Source organism: Streptomyces odontotermitis (assembly GCF_050510915.1).
Lineage (GTDB): Bacteria > Actinomycetota > Actinomycetes > Streptomycetales > Streptomycetaceae > Streptomyces.
Genome location: NZ_JBNJLS010000002.1, coordinates 991,844 through 1,018,833, shown reverse-complemented (window position 1 = coordinate 1,018,833; position 26,990 = coordinate 991,844). Strand labels below are relative to the sequence as shown.

11 protein-coding genes are annotated in these 26,990 nt (G+C 68.7%); 6 read left to right on the top strand and 5 right to left on the bottom strand.

Annotated elements, in window-relative coordinates; genetic code table 11:
- Positions 1-14: 14 nt before the first annotated feature.
- Positions 15-782 (bottom strand): type I methionyl aminopeptidase, encoded by a 768-nt coding sequence (gene map / locus ACQB60_RS10655; RefSeq protein WP_496925606.1) that lies wholly within the window; start codon positions 780-782, stop codon positions 15-17.
- Positions 783-891: 109 nt separating this feature from the next.
- Here map and ACQB60_RS10650 point away from each other — a divergent pair, with 109 nt between their 5' ends.
- The 6 genes from ACQB60_RS10650 to ACQB60_RS10625 all read left to right on the top strand — a co-directional run bounded on the left by ACQB60_RS10650 (position 892) and on the right by ACQB60_RS10625 (position 7,883).
- Entirely contained in the window at positions 892-1,143 is a 252-nt protein-coding gene (locus tag ACQB60_RS10650; RefSeq protein WP_384828570.1) for a helix-turn-helix domain-containing protein, read from the top strand.
- Positions 1,144-1,267: 124 nt separating this feature from the next.
- Complete coding sequence (locus ACQB60_RS10645) at positions 1,268-2,839, top strand: hypothetical protein (protein ID WP_496925605.1); 1,572 nt, start codon at positions 1,268-1,270, stop codon at positions 2,837-2,839.
- Positions 2,840-3,080: 241 nt separating this feature from the next.
- A complete protein-coding gene (locus tag ACQB60_RS10640) occupies positions 3,081-3,923 on the top strand; it encodes a nitrilase-related carbon-nitrogen hydrolase (protein ID WP_496925604.1) in 843 nt (280 codons plus the stop codon).
- Positions 3,920-5,218 (top strand): aspartate aminotransferase family protein, encoded by a 1,299-nt coding sequence (locus tag ACQB60_RS10635; RefSeq protein WP_496925603.1) that lies wholly within the window; start codon positions 3,920-3,922, stop codon positions 5,216-5,218. The genes ACQB60_RS10640 and ACQB60_RS10635 overlap by 4 nt, the downstream gene beginning before the upstream one ends.
- A gap of 127 nt (positions 5,219-5,345) precedes the next feature.
- Positions 5,346-6,752, top strand: a complete 1,407-nt coding sequence (hydA, locus tag ACQB60_RS10630; RefSeq protein WP_496925602.1) for a dihydropyrimidinase — start codon at positions 5,346-5,348, stop codon at positions 6,750-6,752.
- A 108-nt stretch (positions 6,753-6,860) separates the two neighbouring features.
- Positions 6,861-7,883 carry a TIGR03842 family LLM class F420-dependent oxidoreductase gene (locus ACQB60_RS10625; RefSeq protein ID WP_496925601.1) on the top strand — a complete coding sequence of 341 codons (1,023 nt, stop codon included), beginning with the start codon at positions 6,861-6,863 and terminating at the stop codon, positions 7,881-7,883.
- Positions 7,884-8,708: 825 nt separating this feature from the next.
- On the opposite strand, the gene ACQB60_RS10620 is transcribed toward ACQB60_RS10625, so the two are convergent.
- The 4 genes from ACQB60_RS10620 to ACQB60_RS10605 are packed head-to-tail and all read right to left on the bottom strand — an operon-like array spanning position 8,709 to position 26,615.
- Entirely contained in the window at positions 8,709-11,072 is a 2,364-nt protein-coding gene (locus ACQB60_RS10620) for a UvrD-helicase domain-containing protein (protein ID WP_496925600.1), read from the bottom strand.
- Positions 11,069-17,956, bottom strand: coding sequence for a DEAD/DEAH box helicase (locus tag ACQB60_RS10615; RefSeq protein WP_496925599.1), 6,888 nt, complete (start codon positions 17,954-17,956; stop codon positions 11,069-11,071). The genes ACQB60_RS10620 and ACQB60_RS10615 overlap by 4 nt, the downstream gene beginning before the upstream one ends.
- Complete coding sequence (locus ACQB60_RS10610; RefSeq protein WP_496925598.1) at positions 17,953-23,607, bottom strand: hypothetical protein; 5,655 nt, start codon at positions 23,605-23,607, stop codon at positions 17,953-17,955. Before ACQB60_RS10610 ends, ACQB60_RS10615 begins: the two co-directional genes overlap by 4 nt.
- A complete protein-coding gene (locus tag ACQB60_RS10605) occupies positions 23,604-26,615 on the bottom strand; it encodes an SNF2-related protein (RefSeq protein ID WP_496925670.1) in 3,012 nt (1,003 codons plus the stop codon). The genes ACQB60_RS10610 and ACQB60_RS10605 overlap by 4 nt, the downstream gene beginning before the upstream one ends.
- Between the last annotated feature and the right edge of the window lie 375 nt (positions 26,616-26,990).

Here is a 26,990-nt window from a genome sequence, read left to right as displayed (position 1 = left end):
CAGACGGCAAGCCTTCACAGCGCCGTCAGAATCCGCGGCCCCTCCTCCGTGATCGCCACCGTGTGCTCCGAGTGCGCCGCCCGGCTGCCGTCGTTCGTGCGGAGGGTCCAGCCGTCAGGGGCCGCGTGGTAGTCGTCGATGCCGCCGGAGATGAGCATCGGCTCGATGGCGATGACCATCCCGTGACGCAGGGGCATGCCGCGGCCGGGGCGGCCCTCGTTCGGGACGCCCGGGTCCTCGTGCATGTGGCGGCCGATGCCGTGGCCGCCGAAGTCCTGCGGAATGCCGTATCCGGCGTCGCGGCAGACCGTGCCGATGGCGTGGGCGATGTCGCCGATGCGGTTGCCGACGACCGCCGCCTCGATCCCGGCGGCGAGGGCTCGCTCCGAGGTCTCGATGAGGTGGACGTCCTCCGGGCGCGGCGTGCCGACCGTGAAGCTGATCGCCGAGTCGCCCGCCCAGCCGTTGAGGAGGGCGCCGAAGTCGGCGGAGAGGAGGTCGCCGTCGCGGAGCCTGTAGTCGGTCGGGATGCCGTGCACGATCGCGTCGTTCACGGACGCGCAGAGGACTGCGGGGAAAGCCGTGGGGGCGAAGGAGGGGCGGTAGCCGAGGAAGGGGGATGTGGCGCCCGCCTCGCGCAGGACCGCGTGAGCGACCTCGTCCAGGTCGAGGAGGGAGACGCCGACGCCCGCCGCCTCCCGTACCGCCGTGAGCGCCTGGGCCACGACGCGGCCCGCCGCGCGCATCGCCTCGATCGATGTGTCTGTCTTGAGTTCCACCATGCCAATAACTATACCGGTATTTGAATGGGGTGCGGCCGCTGGGGGTGCGCCTTGGAGGGTGGAGGCGGATCTCTAGGGGCAGTGCGGGGACCGGTATTAGAATGGGTGCATGGTGCGGACCCCCCTGACCCCCGAAGAGCGCGAACGCGGCGAGCGGCTCGGGCAGCTGCTGCGCGCGGCCCGCGGTGAGCGCAGCATGGTGGAGATCGCCGCCACCGCCGGGCTCTCCGCCGAGACGCTGCGGAAGATCGAGACCGGGCGGGCCCCGACGCCCGCCTTCTTCACCGTCGCGGCGATCGCCGGCGCCCTCGGCCTCTCCCTCGATGAAGTAATGAGTCGGTGCGCACTGGTACCGGTGTGAGGGTGGGGGCGCGTAGCCTGCTCCTGCCGGCACCGGAAAACTGCGTGTAGTCGTCCCGTAACACGACTGGTGTTATCTTCCGGACCGGAAGACTCCAGTCTCCGCACGGGGTGGGCGGCTCAACATGGCAGTGGGACAACTCCCGGATCACGTAGGGGAGTTCGCACGTTATCTACGGGATCTGCTGGCGCGACTCGACCAAGGCGCCGGCTGGTGCGGCGTGTTCTGGCAGCGCGACCCTGACGGGATGCGGGCCTGCCTGGAGGGGGCGGAGGTGCCTCCTTGGGACGTCGTGCAGGCGCTCCTCCATGACCTAGCCGCCGACCGCGGCATACCCGAGGCCGAACGCGAGACCGGCCTCGCGCGCGAGCTGCACCGCGCCTCGCTCACGGCCTACGACTCCCGGCCCGGAGCCCGCCAACTCCTCGGCGAGCGGCTCGATTTGATGCTCCAGGAGCAGCGGTACGCCGTCGAACGCCAGCAGGAACTGACCAGTTCCCTCGCGTCCGCCGCCACCGCCGACGAGACCGACCGGCTCAACCTCGACCTGGCCTGGGTGCGGGACGACCACGAGCGGGCCAGCGCGCGCTGCGATGAGCTGCGGGAGCGGATCGAGAGGCTGGAGGAGCGGGAGCGGGAGCGGGACGGGGGGCGGGGAGGGGAGTGGGGCGGGCATCCGACCTTCGCCGTGCATGTGGATGTGGAGCACGGCGTTGAGGGAGGACAGGACCCTCCGGAGACCGACACTGGCTCATCGGTACGCGAGCGCGTCCCCGAGCCCCGCGAGCCCGCGGATGATCACCCGGCCTCTGGCCCTGGCCCTGGCCCTGGGCCAGGACCAGGACCAGGTCCTGGCCCGGAACCCGTGCCTGAAGCCCGCCCGCGCAAGCGGGGTCGCGGCGGTGCCCGGTTCGCCGGCCTGGGCGGGTTCGGCGGCGGCCAGGACACTGGCCCCGACCCCGTCTCCGTACCGTCGGAGAGTGCCCCGCAGCCCGCAGGGGCGCGCTCACCGCGCGGTGCCCGGTTCGCACACAGCGACGACGACGGGGGCAGGGGAGCGGGCGGAGGTTTTCCCGGATCCGGCATCGGTCCAGGTCCCGGCACCGGCCCCGGTGAGCACCCCGTACCCGTGGACCCGCAGGGTCCCGACGCGGCGGCCCAGCACCTCACATCCCCCGACGCCGTAGCCGAAGCCGTCGCCGCACTCATCCGCCTCCGCGGCGAGGGCCGCAGCGGCGAGGCGCACGGCGTGCTCGTCGAGGCGGCGGCCTGGCCCGCCGCCCGGCTGCCCCTGTTCGCGGTCGAGCTGCACCGCGCGGGCCTCGGCGCCGACTGGGCGACCCTGCTCTGGGAGGCCGCCTCGCTGCCGCCCGACCGGCTCGTGGCCGTGGCCGACGCGCTCGCCGGGTCGGGGCGGGCCGAGGACTGCCGGAAGCTGCTGCGGCAGGGCGTTGCCCGGCCCGCCTCGGACATCGCCGAGGCCGTGCTCGCGCTCGACGACGCGGGGCGCGGGAGGGAGGCGCGGGCGCTGCTGGACGCGTATGTGCGCGTGCGGGCGCCGGAGGAGGTGGCGGCGTGTGCGCACACCGATCCGTACCGTCTGATTCCGGTCCTTCTCGAGACCGCGCAAGGGGTGTCGGACGAGCACCACTGGGACCTGGTGCACGCGCTGCGCGTGGCGGGTTTCAACACCTGACGTGTGCCAGGCTGCGCGCCGCGCGACAGCACCAACCGCGTGATCCACATGCCACGCCCGCCTGATCGAGAACGTCCTCTTCTGACCCGCCCGAGTGCGAAACATGATCGACTCGGCTGGTTCACGGCGATGGTCTTGGCAAGGCCCTCGCTGAGGCATACGTTCATCTGTCTACGCACCAAGTCTACGGGCGTAGAGGCTCTCTGACGTCCCCTCAAGGGCAGATATAGGAGCGGAGCTCATGGCCAACGTCGTACGCGCCGCACTGGTCCAGGCGACCTGGACCGGCGACACCGAATCCATGATCGCCAAACATGAGGAACACGCCCGCGAGGCGGCCCGGCAGGGCGCGAAGATCATCGGTTTCCAAGAGGTCTTCAACGCCCCGTACTTCTGCCAGGTGCAGGAGCCCGAGCACTACCGCTGGGCCGAGCCCGTGCCGGACGGCCCGACGGTGACCCGTATGCGCGAACTCGCGCGCGAGACCGGCATGGTGATTGTCGTCCCCGTCTTCGAGGTCGAACAGTCCGGCTTCTACTACAACACCGCGGCCGTGATCGACGCCGACGGCAGCTACCTCGGCAAGTACCGCAAGCACCACATCCCGCAGGTCAAGGGCTTCTGGGAGAAGTACTACTTCAAGCCGGGCAACGCGGGCTGGCCGGTCTTCGACACGGCGGTCGGCAAGGTCGGCGTCTACATCTGCTACGACCGCCACTTCCCGGAGGGCTGGCGGCAGTTGGGCCTGAACGGCGCGCAGATCGTTTACAACCCCTCCGCGACCTCCCGCGGCCTGTCCGCGTACCTCTGGCAGCTGGAGCAGCCGGCAGCGGCCGTGGCGAACGAGTACTTCGTGGCCGCGATCAACCGCGTCGGCGTCGAGGAGTACGGCGACAACGACTTCTACGGCACGTCGTACTTCGTGGACCCGCGCGGCCAGTTCGTCGGTGAGGTGGCCGACGACAAGTCGGAGGAACTCCTCGTCAGGGACCTCGACTTGGGCCTGATCGAGGAAGTACGCCAACAGTGGGCGTTCTACCGCGACCGCCGCCCAGACGCGTACGAAGGACTGGTGCAGCCGTGAACACAGCCGCTGGCAAGGACTTGCTGGGCCGCCACAAGACGGTGCTCCCCGACTGGCTCGCGCTCTACTACGACCGCCCCCTCGAACTCACCCACGGCGAGGGCCGCCACGTCTGGGACGCCGACGGGAACCGCTACCTCGACTTCTTCGGCGGCATCCTGACGACGATGACGGCCCACGCGCTGCCCGAAGTGACCAAGGCGGTGAGCGAGCAGGCAGGCCGCATCATCCACTCCTCGACGCTCTACCTGAACCGCCCGATGATCGAACTGGCGGAGCGAGTAGCCCAGTTGTCGGGCATCCCCGACGCCCGCGTCTTCTTCACGACCTCGGGCACCGAGGCCAACGACACGGCCCTGCTCCTCGCGACCGCACACCGCCGCTCCAACCAGATCCTGGCGATGCGCAACAGCTACCACGGCCGCTCGTTCACGGCGGTCGGCATCACGGGCAACCAGTCATGGTCCCCGACAAGCCTGACGGGGCTCCAAACCCTTTACGTGCACGGGGGTGTGCGCGGCCGCGGCCCGTACGCGGGCCTGGGCGACGGCGAGTTCATCTCGGCGTGCGTCGCGGACCTGCGGGACATGCTCGGCCAGGCGCGCGGCGGAGTGGCGGCGCTGATCGCCGAACCCATCCAGGGCGTAGGCGGATTCACGTCCCCACCGGACGGCCTGTACGCCGCGTTCCGCGAAGTCCTCGACGAACACGGCATCTTGTGGATCTCGGACGAGGTCCAGACGGGCTGGGGCCGCACCGGCGACAACTTCTGGGGCTGGCAGGCTCACGGAGCGAGCGGCCCGCCCGACATCCTGACCTTCGCCAAGGGCATCGGAAATGGGATGTCGATCGGAGGTGTGGTGGCGCGAGCGGAGGTCATGAACTCGCTCGACTCCAACTCGATCTCGACGTTCGGCGGTTCGCCGGTGACGATGGCCGCGGGCCTGGCGAATCTCACGTATCTCTTGGAGCACGACCTCCAGGGCAATGCCCGGCGGGTCGGCGGCCTGCTGATCGAGCGTCTGCGGGCGATCTGCGCTCAGCTTCCCGTCGTACGGGAGGTGCGGGGCCGTGGCCTGATGCTGGGCATCGAGCTCATCAACCCCGAGACGGGCGAGGCGGACCCGCGGGCGGCCGGGGCTGTCCTGGAGGCGGCACGGGAAAGGGGCCTCCTCATCGGCAAGGGCGGCGGCCACGACACGAGCGTGCTGCGGATCGCGCCGCCGCTTTCGCTGACGGTGGCGGAGGCGGAGGAGGGGGCTTCGATCCTCGAAGGGGCGCTGCGGAGCGTGTAGTCGAGTAGAGCCGAGTCGACTCAAGCCGGACTCAAGCCGGACTCAAGCCGAGTCGAGTCGTACGTACGAGCGCAGGCGCCGTCATGCGATGCGTAGAAGTCGGTCGTAGGAAAGGGAGCGCACCACCATGAGCAACAACCGCACCCTGATCAGCGGCGGTCTCGTCATCACCGCCGCGGAGGAGATCCACGCGGACGTACTGGTCGAGGACGGCCGCATCGCCGCGCTGGCGGCGCAGGGGAGTACGGCTGCCGAGTCCTGGACGGCGGGCCGTGTGATCGACGCGACCGACAAGTACGTGATCCCGGGCGGGGTCGACGCGCACACGCACATGGAGCTGCCGTTCGGCGGGACGTTCGCGTCGGACACGTTCGAGACGGGAACGCAGGCGGCGGCCTGGGGTGGCACGACGACGATCGTGGACTTCGCGGTCCAGACGGTCGGCCAGTCGCTGCGGGCGGGCCTGGACGCCTGGTACGCGAAGGCGGACGGCAAGTGCGCGATCGACTACGGCTTCCACATGATCCTCTCCGACGTGAACGAGTCGTCGCTCAAGGAGATGGACCTGCTGGTGGAGGAAGGGATCACGTCGTTCAAGCTGTTCATGGCGTACCCGGGCGTCTTCTACAGCGACGACGGCAAGATCCTGCGGGCGATGCAGCGTTCGTCGACGAACGGCGGCCTGATCATGATGCACGCCGAGAACGGCATCGCGATCGACGTACTGGTGGAACAGGCGCTGGCGAGGGGGGAGACGGACCCGCGCTACCACGGCGAGGTCCGCAAGGTGCTCCTGGAGGCGGAGGCCACGCACCGGGCGATCCAGCTGGCGCGGGTCGCGGGCGCACCCCTGTACGTCGTGCATGTGTCGGCGGAGGAGGCGGTGGAGGAGCTGGCGCGGGCGCGGGATGCCGGGTTGCCGGTGTTCGGTGAGACGTGCCCGCAGTACCTGTTCCTGTCGACGGACAACCTGGCGGAGCCGGACTTCGAGGGCTCGAAGTACGTGTGCTCGACGCCGCTGCGGCCGAGGGAGCATCAGGCGGCGCTGTGGCGAGGGCTGCGGACGAACGACCTCCAGGTGGTGTCGACGGATCACTGTCCCTTCTGTTTCGTGGGTCAGAAGGAGCTGGGGCGCGGGGACTTCTCGAAGATCCCGAACGGTCTGCCGGGGGTGGAGAACCGTATGGACCTGCTGCACCAGGCGGTGGTGGACGGTCACATCTCGCGGCGGCGCTGGATCGAGATCGCGTGCGCGTCACCGGCCCGGATGTTCGGCCTGTACGGGAAGAAGGGGACGATCGCGCCGGGCGCGGACGCGGACGTGGTGGTGTACGACCCGGCGGTGGAACAGGTGATGTCGGCGGCCACGCACCACATGAACGTCGACTACTCGGCGTACGAGGGGAAGCGGGTCACCGGGCAGGTGGAGACGGTGCTGTCGCGGGGTGAAGTCGTCATTGAGGGGCGGGAGTTCAAGGGGCGGGCCGGGCACGGGGCGTATGTGGCGCGCGGCACGACTCAGTACGTCGGTTAGCCAGTACGTCGGTTAGCCGGTACGTCGGCTAGTCGGTTAACGGGGGACAGCGGGGGCTTGGCACATCGGTCAACGGGGGCGCAAGGCGGAAGGACGGACAACGTGGGCATGGACTTCGGACTCGTACTGCAGACGGACCCGCCGGCATCACAGGTGATCAGTCTGATGAAGCGCGCGGAACGGGCGGGCTTCCGATACGGCTGGACCTTCGACTCCTCGGTGCTGTGGCAGGAGCCGTTCGTCATCTACAGCCAGATCCTGGCGCAGACGGAACGGATGATCGTCGGGCCGATGGTCACGAATCCGGGGACGCGGACGTGGGAGGTGACGGCGTCGACGTTCGCGACCCTGAACGACATGTTCGGCAACCGGACCGTGTGCGGGATCGGGCGCGGCGACTCCGCGATGCGGGTGGCCGGGCGGAAGCCCAACACGCTGGCGAAGATCAGCGAGGCCATGAAGGTCATCCGGGCGCTGGGGTCGGGGGAGGAGGCGGACCCGGGGGGCGGTACGCCGGTGAAGTTCCCCTGGATCAAGCCGGGGGCTGAACTCCCGGTGTGGATGGCGGCGTACGGGCCGAAGGCGTTGAAGATGGCGGGGGAGGAGGCCGACGGGTTCATCCTGCAGCTGGCTGATCCGTTCCTGACGGAGTGGATGGTCAAGGCGGTGCGGGATGCGGCGGCCGCGGCGGGGCGGGACCCGGGTGACGTGACGATCTGTGTGGCTGCGCCTGCGTATCTGACGGAGGACGACTCGGCTGCTGCGCTGGCTCATGCGCGGGATGAGTGCCGGTGGTTCGGGGGCATGGTCGGCAACCATGTCGCCGACCTGGTGGCGAAGTACGGGGAGCACTCGGGGCTTGTACCGGAGGCGCTGACTGAGTACATCAAGGCGCGGGAGGGGTACGACTATGCCCATCACGGGCGGGCGGGGAACCCGGACACCGCGTTCGTGCCGGATGACATCGTGGATCGGTTCTGTGTGATCGGCACGGTCGAGCAACATGTCGCGAAGCTGCGGGAGTTGGAGGAGCTGGGGGTGGATCAGTTCGCGCTGTACGCTATGCACGATGCCCGGGAAGCGGTGATCGACGGGTATGGGGCCGAGGTGATCCCGGCCCTGGGGGCGTGATCCTGGCGCACAGTCCGACTCGTCTGCTTTACGGCCCTGACCAGGGGTTTCTCCCGGGGAGGGGTCGTTCGGCGTTTTGGGGGTGTGCTCCGCTGAGCTGGGGTTCCCGGAAGTTCCCGGGTGGTCGCGCATTGAGTGTGTGTTGATCTTGGAGTTTTCCGGGGGTGCTTGACGGACTTGAGGGTGCTGGCCCCGCCGGGTCTGGACCGCCTCAGTCGCTGTGGCTCGGTCGGCGACGGTCCAGAAGGCCGTCTGGCAGGCATCGGCAGGGCCACCATGGGAGGGCCGCAGGTTTGAGTCCTCGGCGGCAGCCGCAGGAAATGGCTGGTCGTGGGGGCGGCGCTGGCGCGGATAATCTGCGGGTTTGTGCGACGGTGCGGGTGAAGGGGCGGGGCGGGTAGTGCCGGTGGAATCGTCGGCGGCCTGCGGGTAGGGGGCGCGTTCGATGTGATCCGTAGCGAGTTGGCGAGGGCTCTGAGGAGCCATCGGCGGAGTGCGATGTGGATGGGAACGGGGCGTGACCAGTGGCTTCTTCCAGTACGGGGCAGTCGGGCCGTTGCCGAGCGTGCTGCCGACGTGAGTCATAGCGGGCGGATGTGTCCGCCGAGTGTGAACTGGCTGGTCCTCTGCGGCTCGGGCATATCAAACGTGTCGAGCTGTAGGCTGTCGACGGGCAGTGGCCACCCGCTCTCGGAACCTCCGAAAAAGATAACAATAGGTCGCAATCGTTTCGTACCATGCCCATCGGCTTTTCCGGACATGCTGGAGGTTCTTGGCGGTCATCGGCGCGCTGCGCCGGGCAGCACCCCGGGCATCCACCGCGACCTACTCGATCGGCAGATACGGACTCGGCTTCCCGTACCAGCTGATGCGCAGGGTGTCCCGGGCCCTGGTCGCTGCCACGAAGAGGAGAGACCGCGCCTTGCGCTCCTCGCGCGCGAGGCGCTGTGGGTCCGTGTCACGGTAGCGCTGGACGAGGGAGGCACGTGGGATGACGCCCTCACGGGCGCCGACGATGGCGAGTCTCTGGTATTCGAGGCCCTTGAAGCGGTGCATAGTGCCGACGTGGATGTCGCCGTCGCCCTTGACACCGTCCTTGGTCAGTTCGGCTACGGTGAGGCCGCCTTGGGTGACCAGGTAGTACATGACCTGGCTGACGGAGTCGTGGTCGGCCACGCAGACCGCGATGTTGCCGCGGGGGTCGCGGGGCTTTCCGTCGGCGGCGCCGGTGGTGAGTTCGTCGCGCCAGGTGCGCAACACGGTGGCGAGCCGGGTGAGTTCGTCGTCCCAGGAGTCGCAGGGGACGAGTTCTGGGGCCGGGCCGCGCAGCACGGAGCGGTAGCCGTTGAGGTTGTCGGTGCCGTCGTCGAGGTCGTCGAAGGTGATCTGGGCGCTCTTGGGGTTCACCACCGTCATGGCCTGGTCGAGGATCTCACGGGTGGTGCGATAGCTGAGGGTGAGCCGGGAGGAGCGGCCGCGGATGTGGACGCCGACTGTGCCGAGAGTGACCTGCTGGTTGTAAATGCGCTGATGGGTGTCGCCCGCGATGAACATGTCGTCTTCGAGGTCGGGGTCCACCATGGCGCGGAGCATTTTCCAGTGTGCGGGACGCAGGTCCTGGGCCTCGTCGACTACGACGTGACGGTAGCGGTGGCCGAGGTAGTACATGCCGGAGCTGTCGTCGCGGTGGATGAGGTCCTTGCCGCCCACGGCGTCCTTGTGTTCCTTGCGGTCCTTGATCTTGGAGGCGCGCTGCATTTCGAAACGGGCGGCGCGTTCGGCGGCCTGGCCCCAGGTCTCGCGGCCCTCCTTGTCGAGCCGGGTGGTGAACTGCTCCAGGATCTTCCAGATCTGGGCGCGTTCAGGGCGGCTGACGGCGCGCCCCCGGCCGGCGCGGCGGGCGTCGAAGTACGCCTTACGGGTGCCGAGGGACTGGCCCAGGATCACCTGCTCCCACTCCTCGTAGAGGAACTCGGCGTCCCAGCGCCTCTCGTTGAGTTCGGCGAGGATCTGACGGAGGGTGCCCAAGGCGACGCTGTCGTAGACGCGCTGCTTTCCAGCGCCGGAGAGGGTGTTCTCGTTGAGGACCCGGGCGGCGAGCTGGTCGATGTGGGTGATGTCGACCCGTGCGAGAAGTTCTGGGCCGATCAGCGAGGCGAGACGGGCACGCAGATCGGTGGTGAGGTTCTTGGTGAACGTGGTCAGCAGGATCGGCTTGGTGTGTCCCGGCGGGAGCTGCTCGACCAGGTGCTTGACACGGTGCAGGGCGACGATGGTCTTGCCGGTGCCGGGGCCGCCGGAGACGCGGGCCGGACCGCTGTAGCGGCGGTGGACGAGCTTGGCCTGAGCAGGGTGGAGGAAGACCTTCCAGGCGCGGAAGTCGCCCTCTTCGAGGATGTCCTTGAGATCGTCGTCGATGGTTGTGACGGTGGTGCGAGCCAGGGCCGCGCCCAGGTCCTCGCGCGCGTCCTCGGCGAGTTCGACGTCGACAGGTGCGGTGATCTCCTTGCGGACCTCGTCGACGGTCATGCCGGCGGCTAGGCCGTAGAGGATGTCCTTTGTCAGCAGGGGGGCGCCGGAGACGAGGGCGTCGAGTTCGCCGCTCTCGGTGACAGCGAGGGCAAGCTTGCTGAGCTGCTCCGCGACACCCAGGCCGACGAGATCGTCCTCGGTGAACCCAGAGAGGAGCGGCTCGGTGGTGCCGGTAGCCTGATCCGCCGGTTCGGCTACGTCGATTCCCGGTGGAATCTGGGACGTTGAGTCTTGCGTCGTGTCGCCGGTCTCAGCCTCGGTCTCCTCTTCGTCGGCCGGGGTGAGGGTCATCCCGGCGCGCTGGAGAACGCTCTGGCCGACCACCGCGAGGTCGACGAACTCGATCTCGCCGGTGATCCGGTTGATCGCGACGGAGAGTTCCTCGTAGACGTGCTTGCGGTGGCGAACGGCGACGACGAGCCACTTCTCGTAGCCGTCCCCATCGATGCCGACCTTGGCGAGGAGCGCCCGGTAGGACTGGTCGATCTTGGCGCGGTAGACGCGGCCGTCGCCCTTGAGGGGCTTGAGGTCGAGGCCCGGGTGGTCGGGGTTCTGACGGAAGCGGTGGCAGAAGTCGTAGAACTTGCCCTTGACCTGGCGGTCGAGCTTGTACAGCTCGTGTTCGGCCTTGTCGTACAGGCTGAGCCGTGCGGTCATCGGTGGGCCGGGCCTTCCGTGTCGGGGAGGAGGGTGAGCAGTGTGTCGAGATGGTCGAGCCAGTCGGTCGCCGTGCGCAGGGTCCAGCCGTCGGCGACGTACGCGGCGTCGCGTTTTTGGCGTTCTTCGCTGTCCTGAGCGTCCTCGTCGCCCGGGGTGTCGTGAACCCCGACGGTGCCGTCGGGGTTCACGACCACCGCGACCTTGACGCCGGAGTCGGTCCAGGCGAAGTCGGCCTGCCAGCCGCGGTCGCCGAGTTCGTAGCCGAAGGCGGGTGCCTTCTTGCCGCGTGCGGCGAGTGTCTTGGCGAGCCGGGTCAGATCAGAGTCGGGCTCGTCCTCTTCGAGGAGTTCGATGATCTCCTCGTCCCAGATCGCGTCGCGCAGCAGTCCTGCGACCTCCTGCTCCAGAGGGGAGGGTGCGGCCGGGGCGGAGGATGGCTGCCCGGTCTCCGCATTCTCCGAGGGAGCGGGCCGGTTCGCGTTCCCCGTGTCTGCCGCGGACTTCTCGGGGTGCAGTCGGGCGACGAGCGTTTCCAACTCGCCGACTCCGCCTCCGACATGGAGGACTTCCACGGCGAAGTCGGCGGCGCGGCTGGTAGCCATTTGCACACCGTCGCCGCCGGTGAAGGCGAGGAACTGCAAGAGGTTGGACCAGTAGAGCCAGGAGCGCCAGCGGAGTTTGTGCTCGGCGGTGCCGAGCTGGTCGCTGTCGTGGTCGTCCAGTACGGCGATGGCGCCCCAGCCGACCGAGGCACCGCCATCCGGTGCGACGTGGGTGGGATCGACCGTGAACAGAAGCGGCAGACCGTGCTCGTCGGTCGCGTGCAGGACGAGGATCTCCCCGTCCCCTGCGGCGGGTTCGGCGCCGGCCCTGGGGCTGCTCCCCTTCGCAAGCGAGTGCAGCGCGCTGCGCAGGGTCTCGCGTGCCTGTGCGCGGTCGACGCCCTGTGCCAGGGGTTCGGGAGCGCTGAGCAGCCCGCCGACCAGCGCCCCGGCCCGCCGCCCCCACCGGGCCCGGGAGGGATCGCGCAGGTAGCACAGAAGGGTTTCCATCGGGCTGGTGAAGATGGCGTCGGCCAACTCGGTGCGATCGCCGCCGAGTTCCTCGTACCAGTCCTTGGCGGTGTCCTGACCGGTACGCCGGTACGGCGGCCATACCGGGAGGGCCGTGGCGCGTTCGCCCTTCTCGAAGAGGTCGAGGTCGTCCCAGGTGATCTGGAAGACGACAGCTCCGCCGGCCCGCAGCTCGTCGCGCTTGGCGCAGTCGGCGGCGATGCGGTTGTGGGTGCGGGTGGCGTGATAGCGGTGGCCGTCGAGGAAGACGTGCACCTTCTGCGGCCTGCCGTCGGTGCGCTCGAAGGTGAAGTCGGTGCGGGTGAACTCCTCGTCGCGCTGGGGGGTCAGGCGCCAGCCGGCGGCCCCCGTGAAGCGGAGGTGGCCGCTGTGGGCGCCGCTCTCCTCCAGTGAGGCGTCGTCCTGCCCGGTGCTCCACGCGCGCAGGGCATCGAGGAAGCGGGCCTCCAGGTCGGACTCGACCTGCCGGTCCAGGCCGATGGCGTCGGTCGTGGCCACCTGGGCGGTCTGCCAGTGGTCGATGATGTTGCCGTCGTCGTCGGTCAGCGGGCGGCCGTTCTCGTCGACGGGGCCCAGGAGGCTGTTGATGATCTCCAGGGCGTCGCGGCGCGACACGTCGTCCTGATGGCGCTCTCCTGCGTAGCGGTGCAGACAGCGGTGGCAGGCGCGTCGCCCCTCGTCCTTGCAGAGGCAGTCGACCAGGACGTCGCGTGCCGCAGCAAGGGTGTCGCGGAAGGCGCTGGGCTTGGTGAGCCGGTCGAGGTAGCCGGTGCCGCCGGGAAGCCGGTCGTAGAGGACGAGGAAGTGGCGTCGCTCGCCGGTCGGCTTGTCGGGCATCGTGGCGAGGGTGGTGTCCAGGTGCGCGGGGTCGCCGCCGAAGTGCCGGTCGACGCCGAGCCGCAGCGCGGCCTGAAATGAACGCAGCTTCTCGTCGACGAGGACCGTCGCGGCGGGGAGCAGGATCCGCAGGGCCTCGGTGGTGAGCTGGTGGGCGAGGAGGACGGGTTCCTGCCGGGGGGCGTCCTTGCCCTTCTTACCGCGCCGCAGTGGGCACCACGGCTGGTGGTGTTTGACCTCCGGCCGACGCACGGCGGAGGTGTCGAGGGCGTCGGTGTCGTGGTCGAAGACCGGCTTGCCGTCGGCGGTGGCCGCGCCGCACGCGGTGCACACATGGAAGGGGGCGAGGCGGACGTCGTGTCCGGCGAACTCGTCCTCGGCGCGCGCGTCGAAGCGCAGCGGCCCGACGTTGATCTTCCTGATGGTGGCGTGCCGGGTGTAGTCGATACCGAAGGTCTCGCGGATGTGCCGCCAGGACGCCCCGGGCTCGATGGCTTCCTGCGGGATGTCGACGGCGTCGATGACGCTGTAGAAGCGCTGCTCGCGGTCGTCCTTGTCGTCGCCGATGCGGGCGTCGTCCCGCTTGTCGCGGGAGGTGACGACGGTGGGTTCGATGACCTGGTGCAGGCAGGAGCCGTCGTCAGCGATCGCGGTGCTGTGGCAGCGCGGGCACGGGGAACGGTCCTCGATGGCGTTCTCGGTACGGACGTATCCGCACTCCCGGCAAAAACGCCACGGCGTCCAGTCGGGCCGGGTGGAGCTGCCGATCTCGATGCCGGTGATCTGGTGCTTGTAGCCGTTGACGTAGAAGGTGTTGCCGGGTGCGAGTTCGGAGAGGGCGTAGCGGCGCGGCCGGTCGTAGGTGCGCAGCTTGGAGTCGAAGCGTTCGCGGCCGGTCTTCGGGTCGGTGCCGTCGGGCCAGTACAGGGTGGCGGCCAGGGTGGTGACGGTGTCGATGAGGGCGTAGTTAGGCAGCAGGCCCAGGTCGCACAGGGCCTGCTGGGCGGTGGTGCGCCCGCGCTTGGCCAGGCGTTTGCCGACGGCCCGGTGTTCGGCTTCGAGTTCGGCCTTGCGGGTGCGCTGTTCGTCGTCGTTTTCGTGGAGTTCGCCGATGGCCTCGTTGATGAACTTCAGCCGGTGCCTTAGCTCTTCCTCGCTCCGCTTCCACTGCCGGCCCGCCTCCTCCACGGCGCCGCGCAGTCCACGACGCGCGTACGCGCGCAGGTCGTCGGCGGCTTGCGGGCTGACTCCTGTCGGGAACAGACCGAGGAACGTCTCGACAAGTTCGCCGGCGCCCGCGAGCGCGGCGTCGACGAGATCGGCAAGGTAGCCGGAGGGGCCGAACAGGGCGGGCGCCTCACGGGGAATCGCGGCGAGCGGCCGCCCGTCGGCCCGCCTCAACCGGCCCTGCGCGGCCAGGTCCAGGAGATGGGCGAGGTACTGGCGGCGCAGGATCTCGACGGCCGACAGATGACTGCCCGGCGGCACGATCTGCCCGGCGATCATCTCGTGCGGCTGGTCGAGGTAGTACAGATCGCGGCGGCTGCGGTCGGGAATGGTGAGCAGGAATGCGTTGCCGGTGCGGCGTCCCGCGCGGCCGACCTGCTGGGCGTAGTTGGCGGCGCGGCGCGGCAGCGCGGCGAGCACGACGGCCGACAGGTCGCCGATGTCGATGCCCATCTCCAGCGTGGGCGTGCAGGACAGCACGTTGGGGTCCTTGAACCCGCTGCCATCCCTGAACGCCGCCTCGACCCGCTCGCGTTCGGGCCGGGTGAGCATGCCGGTGTGCTCGGCGGTGATCACCTGGTAGGTGCCAGCCTTGCGATAGAGCCTGCGGTAGTAGTCGTCTCGGTAGTCGCGGTCGCGCTGGTGACGGCCGAGTCCCTCCGGGCGGTTCCCGGCGACCAGACGCCCTGTGCGGCAGCGATACGCAGGGCACTTCTGCCCGTCCCACTGTGCCAGCAGGTCAGGATGCACCGTCTGCTCCCAGAAACAGGAGGGACAGCGGACGAACGCCTCATTGACGTCAGAGTCCTTCAGAAGCTGTACGTCGATGGCGCCCGGCTTGAGCCCGTAGATCCGCAGGGAACCGTCCTGCGGGGTGCGCACGGCCAGCAGCCCGGCGTTGACCAGCTCCGGCAACAGCCGGGACCAGAACTCGGCGGCCTGCTCGCGCGGCAGCCCGAGGCTGCGCTGGGCCCACCGCTCGTACCAGGACAGCCGCCCCGTCGCGAAGTCGAACTCGCTCCTGGCCTTCGGCGTGCTCAGCAGGAACACGGGGGCCGCGATGCCCTTGGGGAAAGCCCGCATACCGGCGGGTCGCTTGCCCCAGATGAAGTAGCGGCTGGTCCCTGCCTCCTTCAGGTACGCGTCCAGCCACCGATGACCGATAGCGCCACGGGTACGCAGCCGCTCCAGGAAGATCCGCAGGAAGCCGAGGTACCGGTCGTCGTCCAGCGCGTCGGGGACGGGCAGCTGGCCGCCCTTGCCGTACGGAGCGGTATGCGCGTCCCGTACGAGCGCGACGGCATCCGCCACGTCGGGGATACGTACCTGGGCCGCGGCGGTGCGGGTGAGTTCGAGGGTGCGGCCGTTGCGGGACCGGAACCCGAACTCCATCAGCGCCTCGAACGCGAACCGCTCCCCGATCAGCTCCCATGTCTTGCGGTCCCCACCCCGGCCCTTGCCGGACAGCAGCCGCTTGACGCCCTTGAAGTCGTGCAGGTCGGTGGGGACGACGGCGGCGAGCGTCGTGCGGTCGGTGGTCGCGGCCACCACGTCGGCGATCAGGTCGTTCAGGGCGGTCGGAGCATCCTCCGACAGATGCCCCTTGAAGAGCGCACGCAAGGAGAACGTGTACGAGCGGCTCGCTACAAACCCGGACCGGTGCGCGGCGTCCTGCACCGAGTCGTTGAACATCAGCGTCTTCGTCTCGCCCTGGTCCGGGTCGAGTTCCCCGCCGGTGAACAGCTGGGTGACCGACGCGGCGGCCAGGGCGGCGGCGCCAGTACCGAGGAAGCGGATCGCGTTACGCGAGCCGCACGCCGGGCACCAGTCCTCCTCGGCAGCGGTGGTCGCGGTCTCTCCCAGATACACCAGGACGAACGCCGAATCCGAACCGGCCAGGCGCGGACTGCCGGTCTCGGGGTCGTAGTCCGCCACCGGGTCGGGCAGCCGCAACTTGCGCTGCGGGCCGTCAAGGACCCGCAGTTGACCGGCCCCCGCCACATTCAGCGCGTTCGCGTCAGCACGCCCGGCAGCCCGTCCCGCACCCTCCATGGGTGCGGCACCCGAGCCCTCCAACGCCTCGCCGTCAGTGGCCGCGACGAGGTTGCGTACCCGCATCTTGTCCTGACTGACCGAAGCACGCCGGATCTTGCGCGTGTCGACCTCGACGTCCAGGTCGTCGGACTCCGGGGTGAACACCGCCCAGCCGGAACGGCCACAGTCGCGGCAGTACACGCCGGGCAGGAACAGGTTCGCGGCCTGCCCGGCAGTCGCCGTCGTCACGGGGGCGGTGCGCACGGCCGCGCCCTCCGAAGTCTCCGGAGCACCGGCCACGTCCCACTGGAACTCGGCCTTCGGCCAAGGCAGTACGCCCCGTACGACGCGCGAGACGGAGCGGGCCCACTGGTGCACCTCGACCTGCACGAAGGGCCGCGGCTTCTCGGGAGCCGACTCCGGATCGCGCGCCACCGACAGCAGCGCCACAAAACGGGCGAGAGCCGTCGCCGCGACTTCCGGGCGAAGAGTGATGGTACGGCCCCAACTCTGCGCCCCACTGCGCCACATGAGGTCGAGCACCTCGGGCACGGAACGCACCTGCCCGTCCAGGGCGTGCAGCACGGCCGAGGTCAGCGGATGCCGCCTCAGCACCCGCCCGAGCTCGTACGGATCCGTGTACAGGCCGCCGGTGACCGCCTCGACCAGCGCGATGAACTCCGCCTCACCGAGCGTCGGATCGGGCAGCGCGGCCAGCTCGTCGGGCGTGGGGATCGGCGCGAGAGGATCGAAGGCAGCACGCGGAATGAACTGGTCGACGGACAGGCGCTGTTCACCGACGATCGCATCGGGGCCGAACTCGGTGCCGAACACTTGGGTCGCGACGTCAAGGAGCTGTTGCACTCCGTCGGCGTCCGACGCGGAGGCGAGGGTGGCGGAGGTGGCAACCGGGCAGATCGACCCGAGCGGACGGCCCTTCCGCGACGCACCGACGGCCGAGGCAAGTCGACGGAGCAGCATCGCCACGTCAGTGCCCTGGGCGCCGTCGTACGTGTGGAACTCGTCGACGACGACGTAACGGATGTCGGCATCCGCCCACAGCGGGGCGTCGTCGGCCCGCTGGAGCAGCAGGTCCAGCATCTTGTAGTTCGTGATCAGGATGTCCGGGGGCGTCACCTGCATGTCGGACCGGTCGGTGAACACCCGCCCGTAGCGGGTGGCGGCCCGCTCCCCGATGTACAGACCCGCCCGCACCTGGCCGAGGTCGGCGGCGAAATCGGTGAGCAGCGTGTTGATGCGCTGAGCCTGGTCGGTGGCGAGCGCGTTCATCGGGTACAGGAAGACCGCCTTGACGCCGGCGCGCCCGGCGGCCCGCTCGCGGGCGCAGTGGTCCAGGACCGGGTACAGGAACGACTCCGTCTTACCCGATCCGGTGCCGGTGGTGACCAGCGTGGGGCGCGGCGTGCGGCCCTTGACCGTGGACAGCCGCTCGAAGGCGACGGCTTGGTGCGCATACGGCGTCCACCCGTCACTACGCCGCCAATCCAGGTACGGCTCCCAGGAGTTTGGCTGCGCGGTCACGAACGGCGTGCGGATACGCAGGAACGGACCCCGGAACATGCCCGCGGTGTCGTCCCCGAGGAACCGGTGCAGCGCCTGCCGCGCGCCCTCGTCCGTGAGCGCGTACGTGGTGGACAGGTACTGCAGCAGGCTCTTCTTGAGCCCTTCGGCTTCGAGCGTGGGCCTCACGGCGTGGGCACCTCCTGCATCGCCCCCGGCGTGGCTTGCTTGGCAGGGTCCCACTTACCGGCGGCTACGGCATCGTCGAGCCGCTTCTGGAAGTAGGCGTGTGCCTCGCGCATTTCGGTCTCGCGGTCGGCTTTGTAGAAGGGTGCGGTGTAGCCGTCGGGGACGGGGGTGACGGGGGCGGGGTTGTTCTCGGGGTCTTCCTGGTGGGCCTTGAAAGCTGGGTCGGCCATGTACGCCTCGAACTGGCCCCAGGTTTCCTTGGTCTGGCGCTGCCCGATGGTGCGGGCGTTGCTCGCCAGTTTCCATCCCTCGGCGTCGAACCAGCTTGCTGCCTCGTACTTCTGAAGCACAGGGAAGCGGCCTCGGTAGGCGGCGATCAGTGCGTCGGCATCCATACCGAGCCAGACGGCGACCAGGGCATCGATCTCAACGAGGGCGGCGCGGCGGGCGTACTCGCTGCGGAGAGGTGTGTTGCGCTGCCAGGTCGGGGCTACGTCGTGCAGACCCGTGTTCATGCTTGGCCAGTTGAGAGCCCAGGGCTCGTATGCTGGCCAGGTCGTGTCGTACAACTCCTGCCAGAGGTCGGCGTAGGCGGAGGTGAGGCAGTTGAGGCGGAGAGTGCGGAGGAGGAGGGCGGGGGCTAGGGGGTGATCGTCGTGTGCCGCAGGTAGACGCTTAGCCTGAGCGACGTCCAAGTGACCTACCCCAGCAGTGCGCAGCAGGTAGTCAACTGGCAATCCTGACCATAGACCAGCCAGCAGCGCAGTACTCCGGTTGCTCAGGTTCGCGGCGGACCGCACGGCATGGATGTGGGCTGCACCCGTTGGGATAAGAGCCGGATAGAGGCTCCGCTCAGTGTCGGGGGCAATCATCTCGCGCCACGCCATCCGGTAGAACTCCGTATACGGCTTCGTCGCCCGCGCCACGAAAACCCGGTTCACCGTCTCGTATTCGATCTCCGCTGGCAGGCACTCCAACTGCTTGGCCAGCTCACTCCGCACGGCCCGGATCTCGTCGTCCGACGCCCTCAGCCGCTCCAACTCGGCGTAGTCCAGCCATCGGTCTTGAGCCGAAAGGTAAGCCTCTGATCGCCCGTCAGCCGTCACGTATGCGGTGTCGGGTACGAAGGTGTCAGGGAGGTCGGTCAATTCGACGCCATATGGATCGTTGCTGTTGGCGTCGTGCCGCTTGAACGCAGGCGTGGCCACACCGAGCTGAGGGCCCTTGAGGATGACCTGCTCCCACTGTGTAGGCCGGTATTCTTCGCCGGTCTCGGGGTCGACGCGGTTGTAGTCGATCAGGTTGTCCTTCTTCGCGCCGCTCTCGTCATAGCCGCGCGTGATCTGCGGAGCGAAGGCGCCCAGCCGCACGGGGTAGTCGGCGAGCGCGGCGATGGCCGATGCCTCGCCCATGCTGACGGGGAACAGCAGTCGAGTCTGCTCGACAGGCGTCTGTTCTTCGGCGAGAAGGCGTCGCCACACGCGCAGCGTGTCGACGTTTACGTGAATGATCCTGTCGCGATGGGGGCGCTCATCGTAGGGGCCACCTTGGCGACGGATGCCGGGGGTGTCGCCAGAACCTTCATGCTGAGCCGAGAGGCGAAGTGCATCCGCGGAGACCAGCCACGACAGATGTTGAAAATCGATCTCTCCAGCGGATGCGTAGACATGGATACCGAAGTGTGTCGACTCGCCAACGGGCTTCGGGAAGAACCGGTGCCCAGGGTTGAAGAAGTCACCGTGCACGCGGAGTCGGCGATAGGCGGCCGCTCGCAGCGCTCCTTCCTTATCACCCGTGAAGTGGGAGTCCGGGTGCACGAGTCCAGCTGCCCCCGAAGCCGAGGCGTGGGCCCACACCTGACACATGAAGGCGCGGTACAGATCCGGCTGGCTGCCGGCGATCAGCGGATACACCTGTTCTGCAGCCAGGTAGTCGGCCAGTGTGGCGGTCGATGTCACCTCGTGCAGCGCATATGCCATCACCTGTGGCCTGGCCAGTTCAGCCGTCCGTCGACGCGCCTTCTCGGCAGCCTGTGGTTTCTGCGTCAGCATGAACCACGGGTCAGATTCTGCGAGAACGGGGTTCTCCTTCCACTGAGGCCGCACCCACGGCGGATTCCCCACCTGAAGGTCAAAGCCCCCGCCCTCGGCGAAGGCGAGCGCGAAGTCCAACTCCCAGTGTAGGAAGCCCTGTTCATCCGCGATGTCCCGTACGACGCGCATCCAGGGGAACCTGTCCTCCGGGTTGCCCAGGTCCATGCCCATCAGACGCGGCAGCTTCTTCTCGAAGTCCTGAAGCGCGTCCAGGTTGTCGAACTCACTCAGCAAGTCCGCCTTGTCCAGCGACGTGGTCCCGAGCATGGCTTCAAGGAAGTCGATCCAGTCGTCGAGGTCCCGCAGAGGGATGACGCGACGGTGTGCGGCCCGCAGCTCCGCTTCCTTCTCCTTCGCGACCTTCCTCTCCTTGCCAGCCTGGCGCTTCGCCGTGTTCGCCGCCTTCTCGCGGGCGCGCTGCTCGTCGACGTACCCGGTCGGGTCGAACAGGCCGCCGTCGTTGTCCCCACCCGACTCGCCGGGCTCGGCATCGCTTCCGGTAGCAGCCACCGCAAGGTCCGGCTGCTGACCAGTGGTCGTCCCCAGCAGCGTGCTGAGTCCTTCCACCGCATCAGCGCTGCTCAACGGTGCCGCATACTCGCCATCCGTGCCGTCCAGCAGTCCCGCCTCGCCCGTCGGCCAGAACCACAGTGCACACCATGCGTCCATGACGTTCTTCAGGCGCCAGTACGGGGTGTCGATGGCCTCGAAGAGGTCCTTGTAGACCTGTTCCTTCGACAGCCGCGCAGCAGCGCCGCCGCCCGACCCTCCAGAGCCCGGCGTCTCCTTGCGCAGGAACGCGAACTCCTCCCCGTCGGGCCCCGCTGGATCCGCTCCCCACACATCGATGGTCCGGGCGATCTCCCGCTCCGACAGTTCCATGCGCTTGACGACGAGCGACCACAGGAACTCCACGCGCCGCGCGGCGTCCCGCAGTCGCGTGTACTGGGAGACGGGTTCGCTGCCGCCCGCCCCCTTGCGGCTCGGCACCCCCTCCTTAGTCCAGGCCCGCTTCGGCTTGGCGAGGATGCTCTTCTTCCACTCCTTGAGCTGTTCAACGCCATCACCAGCCAATCGCCCGAGCAGCTTCTTCGCGTCCCCGCTCGCGCCCGTGACCGCGGCCCATCCGGGCGTCGGCAGCAGGAACTGGTGCACTGCCCCGTCCGGCAGTTCCTGCCACTCCCCGCCCGCGTCGTTGCGTCGGAAGGGAAGCTTCGTCGGGGCGAGGGTGTCTTTGTTGACCGCCCACAGCGCCTTGCCCTTCCACGGCGCCACGTCCTGCGCCGCGTACACCGAACGCCGCCCGCCGATCAGCGAGTTGCCGCGCCGCAGGTGCAGCCCGAACCACGGTGCCCGCATGCCCGGGTGCATGGTGTTGAGCCACATCGACACCTCGGCGAGCTCGACGCCCGTACGGTTGAGGTCGACGCCGTAGGCGTTGTGCAGCGCGATGTATGCCTTGACCTTCTGCTTCTCCGTCAGCGCCTGGGCCGTTGGGATCGAGACGCCCAACTCGTCCTGCCTGCGCCGCAGGTACTCCTCGGCGACCTGGTTGATCGCCTCGTTGAGGAAGGCTCCCGAGCCCAGCGCCGGCTCGCAGATGCGGTACTTCAGCAGTTCGGACGCGCGCGTCTTGACGACCGCTCCGGCGGTGTCCTTCTCCTGATCGAGGCGGTGCTTGAGGGCGAGTTCGACGGTGACCTGGGTCAGCGACTCGGGCGTGTAGTACGAAGCCGACGTCTCGCGGTCACGGCCCGCCAGGCGGTAGACGAACGTCCCAGCCGGGTACTTCTTCGGCCCGCGCAGACCCTTCTCCTCACGGTCCCGCTCGTCGTACTCGACCCAGGTGCTCTCCGGGTACTCCTTGAGCCGGTGCGAGGGGATCAGCCAGGACCCCTTCTCCGGGTCGCCACCCTTGGCGACCTCGCACAGCTCCTCATCGGCGATGATGCCGGTGTACGACATCAGGCCCTCGTAGACCGCGCCGAGTTGGTTGATGCCGAGGTTGCGGTACGAGATGAAGCCGCCGCGCTCGCCGCGCCGCTTGGCCTTCTTCATGGTGAGCAGGCGCAGCACCTCGTGCAGCGCCGCATTCCGCAGACGAAGATCGAGCCAGGCCGGGCCCTCGTCACCCTCCTCGTCACGGCGCGGGTCGGGCGTGCCCCGCCCGATCAGCTTCACCGACGCCGGTTCGAAGAGTTCGCTGCGCAGGGGTTCGAAGCGCAGGCCGCGTCCCTCACTTCGCTGCTTCGCCTTTTTCTTGCGCGTTTCCGCGTCGTCGCCGGGGCGCTCGTCCCACTCCTCGGTGCCGTACTGGCGGTGGCCGTGGTTGACCTTGTTGAACAGGACGTCGAGGGAGGCGTGCAGGTGGAAGCCACCGCGGGCCGTCTCGTCCGTCAACTGTGCGTCGCGCTCGACGAGTTCACGCAGGCGGGCTACCGAGTATCCGGCCTCGTACGTGCCGTCGTCGGCGGGGAGGATGCCCAGTTCGGGGCGGGCTTCGGCGTACAGCAGGAACAGGATGCGGTAGAGGTAGCGCAGCGCCTCACGGGTGAGCTGGCGGGCGAAAGGATCGCCGGGCTGCTCCACCTCACTTGGCTGCAGGCCGGTCTCCTCCAGGCGGGCCAGGACCTCGTTGGCGATGATCTCGACGGACTTCTGCAGGCCCTGGCGCAGTTCACCGGAGACGCCGACCGCGTTGTCGCGGGAAGCCTTGACCAGAGCGTCGATGGCGGGGCCCTTGCCGTCCTCGGCCGGGGCGAGCGAGTCGTGGCTGAACAGGCCCGCGATCGTGGCGAGTTCGCCGTACTGCTTACGGTCGTAGCGCTCCAGGGCGGCGTCGAGGCTGGCGGCCAGATAGCGGCCCTCGCCCCAGGCATGTCGGTCGGCGAGGACGATCACGCCGCCGCACAGCAGGAGCACGAAGCGGGGCGCGCTGCCGTCTTCGCCACCCAGCTTGCTCTGGAACAGCCAGGTGGCGAGCGCGTGCCCCGACTCGTACGTCTCGCCGCTGCCGACCGTGCGCAGCGGGTACAGGAGACGGCCGTACGCGTCAGCGTCCAGGGCGATGTCGTTCTTCGCGGACCAGCCGCAGTCGAGGGCGACGATGCCGTCGCCGTGCCAGGCGACCTGGACGGTGTGGTCACGGCCTGCCCGGTGAACGGTCAGCTCACACGGGCCCGCCGCTGCCTCTCCCACCATGGGATAGCCGAGGGCGGCGAGGACCCGCTGGTGCCAGTCCGTGACGCGCTCGCGCCACTCCTCGTCCTGATAGGTGTTCAGGCGCTCCTCGAAGCCCTCCTTGTCGGGGTACTCGTCGTCCTCGGCGTCAGCCTTGGCCGCCTCGGCGAAGAAGCCGCGGTACTTCTCGTCGAGGTAGACGGAGCGCAGGCCGCGCAGGGCGACCCGCGGGGTGGAACGCGTGTCGTTCTCGTCGCTCTCGCGATCCGCCCAGGCAGCGAAGACGCCCTTCTTCAGTCCGTCGGCGAGCTGCTCGGCGAAGTAGTGCGCGGACAAGTACTCGCCGCGGTTGGAGAAGGAGTCGAAGTCGGTGCTCATCGGGCGGTCGTCTCTCCGGCGTCGGACGGGGCGGTTGCGGCGGTTTCAGCGAGTTCGTCGGTCGGCGACAGCGTGGGGGTGGCGGAGAGCGGTTCGAGTACGGCGAGCAGCCGCAGCAGCGGAGCCCCTGAGGTACGCAGTGAGCGGATCAACGTCCGACGCCTGCTCGCCCGGAGGTCGACATCCTGCCTGGCCTTGTGCGAACGGCGGGCCGCTGCCGTGAACAGCGCCGCCTGCCGCCACTCGGTGACCTTCTTCTCGTACGGCGCGAGCACGGCATCGATCTCCTGCGCGTACGCGCTCTCCTGGCTCTCCAGGAACTTGCGTGCCTCGGCGACCGCGTTCGGCACCAGGGACTGCAGGCGCAGGAGGTTCACCGGCGTGGCGCGGCCGGGCATAGCGGGGCCGACCCCGCAGGCGGCCAGGAACGCGTCGTTGATCCGGTGGACTCGCGGCGTGTCGGGCAGTCCGGTGACGGCCATCCACTCGACGACGGTGGGGCGGCCCTCCTTGTTCGAGTAGATGCCCTGGACGAAGTACAGGGGACCGTGGAGCGCGGACGGCAGCTGGGGATCCAGGTCGGCCGCCTTGTCGAGATCCGGGTCGAAGGCGAGCACGAACGCCTCGTCGTGGCGCAGCGCGGCGAGCGCCTTGTCGGTGATCCAGTCCAGGACGGGGTGCACGTCGGAGACGTAACTGACGTTGGGCCACTGGCTGTTGGAGTCCTTGCGGGCCACGTCGAGACGCTTGGCGGCCAGGCCCTTGTCGAAGGTGAGGCGGATGCGCCCCTCCTTGTTCGCGGTGGGCAGGATCTGTTGCTCCATCAGGTACGACTTGGGTAGTGCCTTCAGCCGGTAGAGAAGGTCCGAGGGCGGCTGGAAGGCGATCGTGCCGTCCTTCTCACGGCGCAGCTTGAGCGCGATGTCCGGGCTGATCGGGGCGCAGACCTGGCGGAGCGCCTCGTCGAAGTAGGCGGCGGTCGCGGCCGAGCCGCCCGAAGCGCCTGGCGCTCCGAACAGGGTGGGCACGACGGCGCGCGGCACGTCGTCGGTCGGCTTCTTCGCTCCTACGTTGCCCATGGCCCGCGCCAGCATGCCCTTGACACCGCCGCCTGCCGCCGACCGCGTGATCGACTCCTCGACGGTGCGGCCGGCGATGAGGTCACGGGTGAGCCGGTCCTCTTCCTCCTTCGACCGGTAGATCCCGGTGACGGCCTCCGCCGTGCCCGCGATGCGGTGGGCCTCCTCCTCACGGGCCAGGAGTTTGGCACCGACGAGCCGGTCGTCGAGGGGCAGGGGTTCGCCGGTTTGCGGGTCGGTACGCCACTCCAGGTCGCTGGTGAGCACCAGCGCCCGGAACTGCGGTTTCGTCTTCTGCCCGTATCGGTCGATACGTCCGTTGCGCTGTTCGATGCGGATCAGCGACCACGGCAGGTCATAGTGGATCAGCTGATGGCACTCCTGGTGCAGGTTGACGCCCTCGGAGGCCACATCGCCGGTGAACAGCAGCCGGACCGGCACGGTGCGCAGGCCGAACTCCTCGACGATCCGCTTCTGCTCGTCCTCACCGGTCGCATCGCCGTGCATCACCTCGACGACACCGCCGTACGCCTTCCAGGGCTTCGCGTCCCTCTCACCCTCGTCCAGCTTCTGCGTCGCCCGGAAACCGAGGCGGGCCGGCACGGTCTCGGCCAGCCACTTCAGCGTGGGGACGCGTTCGGAGAAGACCACGATGCGGGTGTCCGAGCCGGGGCCGACACCGATGTCTCTTAGGGTTTCGACGAGGGCGTCGAGCTTGGACGAATCGTCGTCGCCCAGGTTGGCCGCGAGGCGCTCCAGGTCGACGATCGCCGCCTGCTCGATCCTCCGCGCGGCTTCCAACTGGGCCGGGTCCTGCCCCTTGCGACCCTTCAGCGGTTTGCTGAGTGTCTTGGTGCGGGTCTCGATGGATTCCTGCAGCGCCTTGTACGAGGAGAGGAACGCCTTGAGCAGGTTGTAGGCGACCATCGAGTCCACGCACACGGACGAGGCGGCCGCATCACGCGGGATCCAACGTGCTGCCAGCTCCTCCAGGACGGCCTGCTCCGCGGCCGTGGCCTTGGCGATCACCGGCTGGGACGGTCCGCGGTCCGCCCAGGCGCCCTTGAGGGAGTCGCGTACCTCGGGGTCGGTCTTGGTGCGTCGGATGTACAGGTGTCCGAGGTCCTTCACGTCGTACGACGTCGGATCGGCGATCGCCGCCTCGTCGAGCATGCCGACGAGCTCGGCGAAGGACTCACCGTCGCCGTTGTGCGGGGTGGCCGAGGCGAGGACGAGGGCGTCGGTGCGGCGGGCGAGGAGGCGGGCCAGCGCGTTGTTCTTGGTGCCGCGGTTGACCAGGTTGTGGGACTCGTCGATGACGACGGCGTCCCAGTCGGTGTTCTCCAGATGGTGGGCGTAGACGTCGCTCTTGAGGGTGTCCACGGAGATGATCGCCCGCTTGAAATAGGCGAACGGGTTCCGGCCGGCCGGAATGTCCTGCTGGATGCGCTGGATGCCGGTGGAGTCGAGACGGACGAGGGGGATGGAGAAGCGGGTCCACAACTCGCGCTGGAACTGTTCGAGGACGTGCGCCGGAGTCACCACGAGGATGCGTTCACCGCGTCCCCTGCGGATCAGCTCCGCAAGGAGGATGCCGATCTCTAGGGTCTTACCGAGGCCCACCACGTCGGCGATGAGGATGCGCGGCAGGGGGTTCTCCATGGACAGTGCCAGCTGGGCGGGGCGAAGCTGGTGGGTCTGCTGGTCCATGAGGAAGTTCTCGGCGAGCGCGAGCCCGTGCTGGGTCTGCGGCAGCGCCGTCTTGCGGATGACGGCCTCCAGGTACAGGCGCGCCTTGCGATGGTTCGGCGAGGAGTCGGCGACCAGGCGAGTCTTGTCCGGGTCCAGCGGATCGATCTGGTCGAGCCGCTCGTAGAAGACCGCGTCCGTGCCGCGCACCAGCGAGGAGACCCCGGTCACTTCGACCATCCAGCCGTCGTACCGCGTGGGCAGGACGTTCTTGACCAGCCATTGCTCATCGCGCACCAGGACCTGGGAACCGGCGGCGAATCGGGGGCGCTCCGAGCGGTTCGCACCATGAGCCCCGTGCGGGCCCGCCCCGTTGTCGGTCGCCTCCGGTGGGGTTTGCTCGCGAAGCCCGGAATCGAAGCTGCCCTGGCCGATGACCTCGCCTTCGATGTCCGTCGTTCCGCTCACGAACCGCTCCACTCTTCCAGCCTCTGCGCTGTGGTTGTCGCGCATACTGCTCCACCGTTTCTTCCGGACAATTCTCGCAAGCCGCGGACCGTGGTCCGGCCATGTCTCTCGCCGCACCAGGACCTGTGCCACCGAACCTGGCAGCCT